Raw genomic sequence first — 9,697 nt, forward strand, 5'->3', positions numbered from 1 at the left:
GCCAGTAACATCGCGCCTGGGCCAGTGCTTGGGTACAATTCCACGCTAATTTGATCGGTATCAGGAACACTTACATGATCGCTTGCCTGCGGCTGCTCTCCGCCCTCTGCCTCGCTGCCTTATTGGCCGCTTGCGCCAGCTCGCCCTCGTCCAGCCTTGGCGACCTCCCCCGGACCCCGGATGCCAGTATCGAACAACTGCTCGAACAGGCTGCTTCCGCCAACACGCCAGAAAAGGCCGCGATGCTGCGACTGAGTGCGGCGGACCTGGCCTACCACCAGAACAACCCTGCCCGATCGTCGCAGATTCTTGCGCAAGTGCCCCTGGATGTCCTGAAGCCGGCCGCGCAAGTATTTGCCAGCACGCTGGCTGCCGAACTGGCCATGGCACGCAACCAGCCCAAGGCTGCGTTGACTGCCCTGAACCACCCCAGCCTGCAAAACCTGAAGGCGCTGCCGACAGACCAGCAGATCCGCACCGGCACCGTGCATGCCCGCGCTTATGAGGCTGACGGTCAAACCCTCGCAGCCGCTCGCGAGCGTGTCGCCATGGCCCCGTTGCTGACAGGCGACGCAGCCAACAGCAACCACGAGGCCATCTGGGCGCTGATTGCCGCGCTGCCGGCTGAACAGCTGCAGGCCAGCGGTAACCCGACACTCGACGGCTGGATCAGCCTGGCCAAGGCGGTCAAAGGTGCTGGCACCCTGGAGCAACAACAGGCCGCCATTGATACCTGGCGCGCACAGAACCCAGGTCACCCGGCGGCAGTCAACCTGCCAACCCCGCTGAGCAAACTCAAGGAACTGGCCAGCCAGCCGCTGAATAAGATCGCCCTGCTGTTGCCGCAGGAAGGCCCGCTGGCCTCGGTCGGCAAGGCGCTGCGCGAAGGGTTCATGGCTGCTCACTACCAGGCTGAACACGCCGGGCAGAAACCGCCGGTGATCGAGTTCTATGACAGCTCGCGCCTGACCTCCATCGATGACTTCTACGCCAAGGCCCAGGCCGCCGGTGTGCAGTTGGTGGTCGGCCCGCTGGAAAAACCTTTGGTCAAACAACTCGCTGCTCGCCCACAATTGCCGATTACCACACTCGCGCTGAACTACAGCGAAATTGATCAAAGCCCGCCGCAACTGTTCCAATTTGGCTTGGCCGCTGAAGACGAAGCCCGCGAAGTCTCGCGTCGCGCCCGTGCCGACGGCCTGCACCGCGCAGCCGCCATGGTGCCGCGTGGCGAATGGGGCGAGCGTGTCTACAAAGCCTTCCGCCAGGATTGGGAAGCCAATGGCGGCACCGTCGTCGGCGTCGAGTACGTTGACCAGCCGATTGCCCTCGCCCAGCAGATTGCCGACCTGTTCCAACTGCGTAAAAGCGAAGGCCGCGCCAAGAGCTTGCAAAACACCGTTGGCACCGACGTAGCGGCCCAACCATCGCGCCGCCAGGACATCGAGTTCATCTTCCTGGCTGTGACGCCACAATTAGCCCAGCAGATCAAGCCGACCCTGAACTTCCAGTACGCCGGCGATGTGCCGGTGTATGCAACGTCCCACGTGTTCAGCGCCAGCGGTGACAGAAACCAGTACCTGGACATGACCAACGTGATGTTCTGTGAAACCCCTTGGCTGCTTAACACCACCGACCCGCTGCGCAACCAGGTTGCCGCGCAATGGCCACAAGCCAATGGCAGCCTGGGCCGCCTGTATGCGATGGGCGCCGACGCCTACCGCCTGGCACCGCGTTTGGGTCAGCTCAAGGCGCTGCCGGATACGCGCATTGACGGCCTCTCGGGCAACCTGGGCATTAGTGGTAACCAACGCGTTGACCGCCAGTTGCCATGGGCGAAGTTCGTCGGCGGCGAAATCCAGCGCTTGCCGGACACCCCGCGCTGATGCCCGAGCGGTCCAGCGCACAAAGCGGCAAGGATGCTGAACTTCAAGCGCTCAAGTACCTGCAACAACAAGGTCTGCGCCTTCTGGCGCAGAACTGGTTGTGTAAACGCGGTGAGCTTGATCTGGTCATGCTTGACGGCGATACAGTAGTATTCGTCGAAGTCCGCTACAGAAAACACGCACAATGGGGTGGCGCGCTCGCCAGTATCGACGGGCGCAAGCGTCAGAAGCTGATACTCGCCGCGCAGTTTTTCCTGCAAAAGGAGCATCGCTGGGCCGACTCCCCCTGCCGTTTCGATGTGGTTGCCATAGAAAGCACACCGGCAGGCACTGCTGATTTGAACTGGCTTAAAGACGCCTTCGACAGCTGATTCACCGGACATCTTCACCCCACACTTTTGCTCTTTGCTTTGCGGGCTGCACATACCTGTGCCAAACAGCCGCGCTACTTAAGGTCACACAGATGGACATGCAATCCCGAATTCGCCAGCTTTTCCAGGCCAGCATCGACACCAAGCAACAGGCGATGGACGTACTTGCACCGCACATCGAGCAAGCCAGTCAGGTCATGGTCAATGCCTTGCTCAACGAGGGCAAAATGCTTTCGTGCGGCAACGGCGGTTCGGCCGGTGATGCCCAGCATTTCTCCTCCGAGCTGCTCAACCGCTTCGAGCGTGAGCGCCCGAGCCTGCCGGCCATTGCCTTGACCACCGACACGTCGACGATCACCTCGATCGCCAACGATTACAGCTACAACGAAATCTTCTCCAAACAGATCCGCGCCCTGGGCCAACCGGGTGACGTGTTGCTGGCGATTTCCACCAGCGGCAACTCAGCCAATATTATTCAAGCGATCCAGGCCGCACATGATCGCGAAATGATTGTCGTAGCATTGACCGGACGTGATGGCGGCGGCATGGCCTCGCTGCTGTTGCCAGAGGACGTGGAGATCCGCGTTCCGGCCAATGTCACTGCACGCATTCAAGAAGTCCACCTGCTGGCGATCCACTGCCTGTGCGATCTGATCGACAGCCAACTGTTCGGGAGTGAAGAATGACCGTTAACCGCCTCAGCCTTTTGGCCATTACGCTGTGCCTCGCCATCAGCGGCTGCAGCACGGCAATCACCGCAACACGTGACACACCCATTCAGGATGACCGGGGCACACGTACGTTTGGCAGCAAGATTGATGACTCGCTGATCGAAACCAAGGTCGAAGTAAACGTTGCCAAGGCTGCGACAGACTTGGGCAACGGCGCATCGCGTATCGTCGTGACCAGCTTCAACGGTGTGGTCCTGCTTGCTGGCCAAACGCCGCGTGCCGACCTCAAGGCCCAGGCTGAACAAGCCGCCTCGAGCGTGCAACGCGTGAAGAAAGTCCATAACGAACTGCAAGTCATGGACCCGATTACCCTGCTGGCCATCAGCAACGACGCATTGCTGACGACCAAGATCAAGGCTCAGATGCTCACCGACAACGCGATACCAGGTTCGCGAATCAAGATTGTCACCGATAATGGCATCGTCTACATGATGGGCCTGCTGACCCAGGCGGAAGCCACGCGCGCGGCCAATCTGGTACAAGGTGTTTCCGGCGTGCAGAAGATCGTGAAGGTGTTCGAATACATCGACTGATGTAAACGACAGCCACTAAAAAGGGCGCCGTGCATTGACTGCACGGCGCCCTTTTTAGTGGCCTGCGTTTATTGGTACTGCTGGTACGGGTTGCCTTGGAACTGGTTGTTCTGCTGTGGCGCCTGCTGTTGTTGCTGCTGACCAGGCTGGCCGTACTGCTGGCCAGGGATCGGGCCGAGGTTAACCTCGACGCGACGGTTCTGAGCGCGGCCATTCACGTCGGCGTTGCTGGCAATCGGATTATCCGGGCCGGCACCGCGCGCACTCAGGTTGGTCGGGCTGACGCCTTGGGAAGTCAGGTAGTTGGCCACGCTCTGCGCACGGCGCTGGGACAGGTCCATGTTCAGTTGGCGGCTGCCGGTGCTGTCGGTGTAACCCACGATCTGGATGGTGTTCTGGTTGAACTGTTTCAGCGAGCCTGCCAGGTTGTTCAGCGGTGTGTAGAAGCTGCTGGAGATCGCATCCGAGTTGGTGGCGAAGGTGATGTTACCCGGCATGATCAGCTTGATCTGATCACCCTGGCGCTGAACTTCAACCCCGGTGTTGGCCATGCTTTCACGCAGTTTCTTTTCCTGCTGGTCGGCGTAGTAACCGTAACCGGCAGCGCCAAGGCCGGCGATGGCGCCACCGATCAGCGCGCCCTTGCCACGGTTGTTATGGTCGATGGCTGCCCCAGCCAATGCACCGGCGAGGGCACCCAGACCGCCGTACTTGGCGGTTTTGCTGATGCCGCCTTGCGAACCGTTATTCGCCTGCCCCTGGCTGCCATCATAAGGATTAGGTGAGGCGCAGCCGGACAGCAGGGCTACGGCGGTAGCAACAACAAGAAGACGACGCGGAGTAAACATGAAGGGAGCTCCTACTTTTGCATTCTGTGGTGCAAAGGACATTCGCAATGGACCTGTGCCGAGTTTTGAACGCGACAAACGGTAAAAATTCCGTACCCGGCCGGCGCGCGCTCTACAACGTCTGAGCACACTAAAACCCTAGCAGAGACTTCCTGAACGGAAATTGTCATTTTCTCTGTAAGAATCGTAGGACGGTTGCCACTTGGGATCTAAGCCCTGACAAATGGGTTCTCACGCATTTCATCCCCTAGGCGCGTATCCGGCCCATGCCCAGTAACCACCGTCGCGCCCTCATCCAGAGTGTACAGACGCTGCTTGATCGAACGCACGATAGTCGCTTGGTCCCCACCCCACAAATCCGTACGCCCCACGCCCCGCTTGAACAACGTATCCCCGGCGATCAGCAACTTTGCATCGGCAAACCAGAAACTCATTGAGCCTGGGGTATGCCCCGGTGTGTGCAAGGCCACACCACAACCACACGCCAACTCCTCGTCATGCTCAAGCCAGCGATCCGGCGACGGCACCGGCGTATACGGCACACGAAACATCTGGCACTGCATTTCCAGGTTGTCCCAAAGAAATTGATCCTCTTTATGCAAATGCAAGGTAGCACCCGTCTTCTCTTTCAACTGCCCGGACGCCAGAAAGTGATCAAGGTGCGCATGGGTATGGATGATACTCACCACCTTCAAGCCTAACGCATCGAGCCGCGCCAGAATCAGCTCATGATTACCACCCGGGTCAACCACAATGGCTTTTTTGGTAATCGGGTCACCAATGATCGTGCAGTTGCACTGCAACGGGCCGACCGGGAAGGTTTCGCGGATCAGCGCGGCTTTTTCGATATTCATGGGCATTCCTGCAAGCTCTATGGCACATTCCACGCGCAGTATGGTTGACCTTGCCCCTGGTCCGGAAGGGATCAAGCCTGCGACACATCAACTGCTAAGCTGTCCAAGCGCCATTGAATCAGCAGCGCTGTCCAAGACCGCAGCGCATCGCGTTTGGAGCAAGACGTATGGCGAATCAACGGGTCATCTGTGAACACTGCGACTGTGTGTACGAGAAAGTCACGCTCGCCAAGCATCAAAAAGCCCTGTGCACACGCTGCGAAGGCGTATTGCAGCGCTACAACGGCCTGTCGGTGCAACAACGCCTCGCCCTGAGCGTCACCGCCGCCGTCCTGTGGGTATTTGCCAACTTTTATCCGGTGATGAGCATCAGCCTGCAAGGCTTGAAAAACAGCGCGACCCTTTGGGATTCAGTGGTTGCGTTGAGCCTGGGGCCGATCACTTTTATTGCGTTGGTGGCAGCAATTTCCATCATCATCGCGCCGGTGTTCCAGCTGCTGTTGCTGATCTGGGTCTTGAGTTTCGCCCTGTCCGGCAGGCGCTCACCGGCGTTCAAGCTGTGCATGCGCTGGCTGGAAGCGCTGAGGCCGTGGAGCATGCTTGAAGTCTGCCTGCTCGGCGCCATGGTGGCGGTGTTCAAGCTGGCCGGCATGCTCGACGTGATACCCGGCACCGGCCTGTTTGCGTTGGCGGCCCTCAGCCTGTTGCTGATCCGCATCGCCGGTCGGGATGTGCGCGACCTGTGGGACACCTTATGAACTCACCGCCGACCGCCCGCGAGCTCAACCTGTGCCTGTGCCACACCTGCGGCCAGCCCTGCGACATGAGCGCCGCGCCCACCGAATGCGACCGCTGCGGCGCGGCCCTGCACTGGCGCAAAGAGCTCTCGCTGACCCGCACCTGGGCCTACCTGCTCACGGCCCTGGCGTTTTATGTGCCGGCGAACTTATTGCCGGTGATGAAAACAACGATGCTCGGCTCGGGCGCAGACAGCACTATCATGAGCGGCGTGCTGGAGTTCTGGCAGCATGGCGCCTGGGACATTGCCTTGATCATTTTCATCGCCAGCATTGCGGTGCCGGGCATCAAGTTTGTGTCGCTGGCCCTGCTGCTGATCACCGTGCAACGCAACAGCCAGTGGGCGCGCAAGGAGCGCTCGAAGCTGTTCCGGTTTGTCGAGCTCATCGGCTACTGGTCGATGCTCGATGTGATCGTGGTTGCGCTGGTGGCCGCGCTGGTCCAGTTCCGGGCGTTGGGCACCATCGAGCCGCGCCTGGGTATTTTGTTTTTTGGCTTGGTGGTGGTGTTTACGATGCTGGCGGCCATGAGTTTCGACCCCCGGTTGATCTGGGAAAACCCACACAACGAGGAGCGCTTGGATGACGCCACACAACGCTGACACTCATACAAGCACACCTGCAGGTACACCTGCGATCAAGACGCGGCGCTTTAGCGTTTCGCTGGTGTGGATCGTGCCGATTGTCGCGGTGCTGGTGGGCATCTCGCTGGTGGTTCACAACGTCTTGCAACAAGGCCCGACCATCACCCTCAACTTCAAGACCGGCAGCGGCCTGGTCGCCAACAAGACCGAGGTCAAATACCGCAACGTGGTGATCGGCCAAGTCTCCGACGTTGCCTTGAGTGATGACCAGAAAAGCGTCAACGCCACGATCAAACTGGCCAAGCAGGCGGAAAGCTTCACCCGCGAAGACTCGAAGTTCTGGGTGGTGCGCCCGCGCATCGGCGCCGGTGGTGTGTCAGGCATCGACACCTTGCTGTCCGGCGACTACATCGGGGCCGACATCGGCCAGTCCGATACCCGCGCCAAACAGTTCAAGGGCCTGGAAAATCCGCCACCCATCACCTACGGCGAGCCGGGCAAACGCTTCACCCTGCACACCCAAGGCTTGGGGTCGCTGGATATCGGCTCGCCGGTGTATTACCGCAAAATCCCCGTGGGCCAGGTCGTGGCCTATGAGCTGGATGCCGATGGCAAAGGTGTGAATATCGAGGTCTTCGTGCATGCGCCCAATGATGTGTATGTCACCGAAAACACACGATTTTGGAATGCCAGCGGTATTGATTTGAGCGTCGGCGCCAATGGTTTCGCACTGAAAACCGAATCCTTGTCGTCGATGCTGGCCGGCGGCATTGCGTTCCAGGCGCCGCCCTATAGCCCGAACGACAAACCGGCCGCTGAAGATCACACTTATGAGCTATTCGACGACCAGCAAAGCGCCCTCGCCCCGCCCAATGGCCAGGGGCAATACATGGCGCTGCGTTTTGATCAGGCATTGCGCGGGCTCAAAGTCGGCGCGCCGGTGGAGTTCCTCGGTGTCGAATTCGGCAAAGTGGTGTCGATTAACCTGGATTTTGATGCGAAGAAGCGCAGCTTTCCGATCAACGTCGGCATCGTGATTTATCCACAGCTGCTTGGGGAGGCCAATACCAAGCTGCTCAAGGCCACCCAGCATGACCCCGCCGATGAAGCGGGCGGCGTACGCTTGATCGGCACATTTATCGAGAACGGCCTGCGCGCCCAGGCGCGCAGTGGCAACCTGCTGACCGGCCAGTTGTATATCGCCCTGGACTTCTTCCCGAAAGCCGAGAAAGTCGCGTTTGACCCGAAGCTGCGTCCGGTCAACATTCCGACGATCCCCGGCAACCTGGAACAACTGCAGGAAAAACTTGAAGGCATCGTCAACAAGATCAACCAACTGCCTATCGAACGTATTGCCGGTAACCTCGACGGCAGCCTGGTCGAACTGCGCAAGGGCCTCGCCCAGCTCAACGCCAAAACCTTGCCCGGTGTGCAGAACACACTGGGCGACATGAGCAAGACCCTGCAATCGGCCAACTCAACCCTGGCAGAAGACTCGCCGCAACGCGAACAACTGAGCCAGACCCTGGATGAACTGGGCCGCATGTCGCGCTCCTTGCGCGAGCTGTCGGATTACCTCGGCCGGCACCCCGAATCGCTGATTCGCGGGCGCCCTGACAACGCCGCACCGACCGACCTGCAAGGGCCACCCCGCAAATGAGCATTGGAGCAGCCATGACATTTCCATTGAAGATCACCTTGGTCGCTGCGCTGGTGTTACTCGCGGCGTGTCGCAGCGAGCCGATTGCGTTCCACACCCTGACCCCGGCGCACTGGAACAACAGCACGCGCGCCGAAGCCGCCGGTATACGCATCGAAAGCATCAGCGTGCCGCCGCAGGTCGACCGGCCGCAGATCGTGATTCGCCAAGGCGACAGCGGCCTGGCGATTCTTGAAACCCAATGGTGGGCCGCCAGCCTGGCGGATGAGCTCAAAAGTGCGCTGGTGGATCAACTGGCCAACAGCAGTGCCCGGCAAGCCATGTCGTTACGCGTTGAAGTGCAGCGCTTCGACTCGGTGCCCGGGCAGTACGCATTGTTCGACGTGAGGTGGCGGCTAAGGCCGACCGGCGGCGGTGATCGCCTAGCACTGAGCTGCCGCACCACCTTGCAGTCACCCGCCGGCCCGAGCATCGACGACGTGGTGGCTGCGCACCAGAACAACGTCAAACGTTTCGCTGCGCTGATCAGCCAAACGGTCGACACGTCCCTGCAAGCGTGCCCGACGGCGCCGTAAACCTTAAGTAATACGCGGTAAACATGTGGGAGCTGGCTTGCCTGCGATACGCATGGGTATCTAGGCAAATTTTTGTGTTGCGCTGAGCTTTTGACGGGGTTTTTAGGTAGATATGAGTACATATCCGTTGCTGCGGTAACGGCTGATATTGGTTCCGCCCTTACGGCGGGTCACTTTTGAAAGAGCCCGGAATGCCGGCCCAGCCAAAAGTAACCAAAAGGGCTCTTGCCCCACCACTCGGTGCCTCGCCTAGGCTCGGCATGCCAGAACGAAGGCTTGAATCCGTGGGCCGCCGCCATGGGCCATCCTTGGCCCATCGCGGCTAACCCGGCGTCCTGCCGGGTTACCCACGGATTCAAGCCTGCGTTCGGCCATCGTGGTTTTACGGGGCGCCTCAGATCAAGATCAAGATCAAAAGCAAGAGCACGGCGGCCTAGTAGCCGACCTGAGTGGTAGAAGCAAAAGCAAGGCAAAAGCAGAGCAGAAGCAGAGCACCACCCTATCTAGCTGATGTAATGAGATCCCAATGTGGGAGCGGGCTTGCTCGCGAAGGCGGTGGGTCAGTTACACATGAGCTGGCTGACCCACCGCTTTCGCGAGCAAGCCCGCTTGTATGGTTAGACTTGTTGGGGTGGTGGGACTAAAAGCCAGCATCTGACTCTAGCCAGTACAGACCGTGGGAGACTTCGCCCCACCCCTTCACCAAAGCGCCGATAAGGAATGCATCGGCCATGACCGACGATAGAAGCAAGCCAGCGCAATGGTGAAGCCCCGACAAGCCTGCAAACCCTAACCCGGAGCGTTTTTCATGGCAATGACTGTCTCGCAATCAATCATCGGTGTGGATGTCGCTAAAGC

Annotated in this window: 10 protein-coding genes; 8 read left to right on the top strand and 2 right to left on the bottom strand. The window is 59.6% G+C overall.

What is annotated here, in order from left to right; all coding sequences use genetic code 11:
- The first annotated feature begins 74 nt into the window (after window positions 1–74).
- The 4 genes from E0F99_RS03955 (at window position 75) to E0F99_RS03970 (ending at window position 3,521) form a co-directional block, all read left to right on the top strand.
- The gene (locus E0F99_RS03955; RefSeq protein ID WP_083360084.1) at window positions 75–1,886 is read left to right on the top strand and encodes a penicillin-binding protein activator; all 1,812 of its coding nucleotides are present in this window, start codon (window positions 75–77) and stop codon (window positions 1,884–1,886) included.
- Window positions 1,886–2,257, top strand: a complete 372-nt coding sequence (locus E0F99_RS03960; protein WP_083360085.1) for a YraN family protein — start codon at window positions 1,886–1,888, stop codon at window positions 2,255–2,257. The genes E0F99_RS03955 and E0F99_RS03960 overlap by 1 nt, the downstream gene beginning before the upstream one ends.
- 92 nt (window positions 2,258–2,349) lie before the next feature.
- Window positions 2,350–2,943, top strand: a complete 594-nt coding sequence (locus tag E0F99_RS03965; protein WP_003216190.1) for a phosphoheptose isomerase — start codon at window positions 2,350–2,352, stop codon at window positions 2,941–2,943.
- Window positions 2,940–3,521, top strand: coding sequence for a BON domain-containing protein (locus tag E0F99_RS03970; RefSeq protein ID WP_083360086.1), 582 nt, complete (start codon window positions 2,940–2,942; stop codon window positions 3,519–3,521). The genes E0F99_RS03965 and E0F99_RS03970 overlap by 4 nt, the downstream gene beginning before the upstream one ends.
- Before the next feature lie 68 nt (window positions 3,522–3,589).
- On the opposite strand, the gene E0F99_RS03975 is transcribed toward E0F99_RS03970, so the two are convergent.
- Both E0F99_RS03975 and E0F99_RS03980 read right to left on the bottom strand, forming a co-directional pair.
- Window positions 3,590–4,369, bottom strand: coding sequence for a YiaD family glycine zipper/OmpA-like lipoprotein (locus tag E0F99_RS03975; protein ID WP_083360087.1), 780 nt, complete (start codon window positions 4,367–4,369; stop codon window positions 3,590–3,592).
- A 209-nt stretch (window positions 4,370–4,578) separates the two neighbouring features.
- Window positions 4,579–5,223, bottom strand: coding sequence for an MBL fold metallo-hydrolase (locus tag E0F99_RS03980; protein ID WP_083360088.1), 645 nt, complete (start codon window positions 5,221–5,223; stop codon window positions 4,579–4,581).
- 167 nt (window positions 5,224–5,390) lie between these two features.
- Here E0F99_RS03980 and E0F99_RS03985 point away from each other — a divergent pair, with 167 nt between their 5' ends.
- The 4 genes from E0F99_RS03985 to E0F99_RS04000 are packed head-to-tail and all read left to right on the top strand — an operon-like array spanning window position 5,391 to window position 8,839.
- Window positions 5,391–5,981, top strand: coding sequence for a paraquat-inducible protein A (locus E0F99_RS03985; RefSeq protein ID WP_083360089.1), 591 nt, complete (start codon window positions 5,391–5,393; stop codon window positions 5,979–5,981).
- On the top strand, window positions 5,978–6,622 hold the full coding sequence (locus E0F99_RS03990) for a paraquat-inducible protein A (protein WP_083360090.1): 645 nt from the start codon (window positions 5,978–5,980) through the stop codon (window positions 6,620–6,622). The genes E0F99_RS03985 and E0F99_RS03990 overlap by 4 nt, the downstream gene beginning before the upstream one ends.
- Window positions 6,603–8,264 carry a PqiB family protein gene (locus E0F99_RS03995; protein ID WP_083360091.1) on the top strand — a complete coding sequence of 554 codons (1,662 nt, stop codon included), beginning with the start codon at window positions 6,603–6,605 and terminating at the stop codon, window positions 8,262–8,264. The genes E0F99_RS03990 and E0F99_RS03995 overlap by 20 nt, the downstream gene beginning before the upstream one ends.
- A 14-nt stretch (window positions 8,265–8,278) precedes the next feature.
- Window positions 8,279–8,839 (top strand): PqiC family protein, encoded by a 561-nt coding sequence (locus tag E0F99_RS04000; protein ID WP_083360092.1) that lies wholly within the window; start codon window positions 8,279–8,281, stop codon window positions 8,837–8,839.
- Window positions 8,840–9,697 lie beyond the last annotated feature (858 nt).

Source organism: Pseudomonas antarctica (assembly GCF_900624995.1).
Lineage (GTDB): Bacteria > Pseudomonadota > Gammaproteobacteria > Pseudomonadales > Pseudomonadaceae > Aquipseudomonas > Aquipseudomonas antarctica.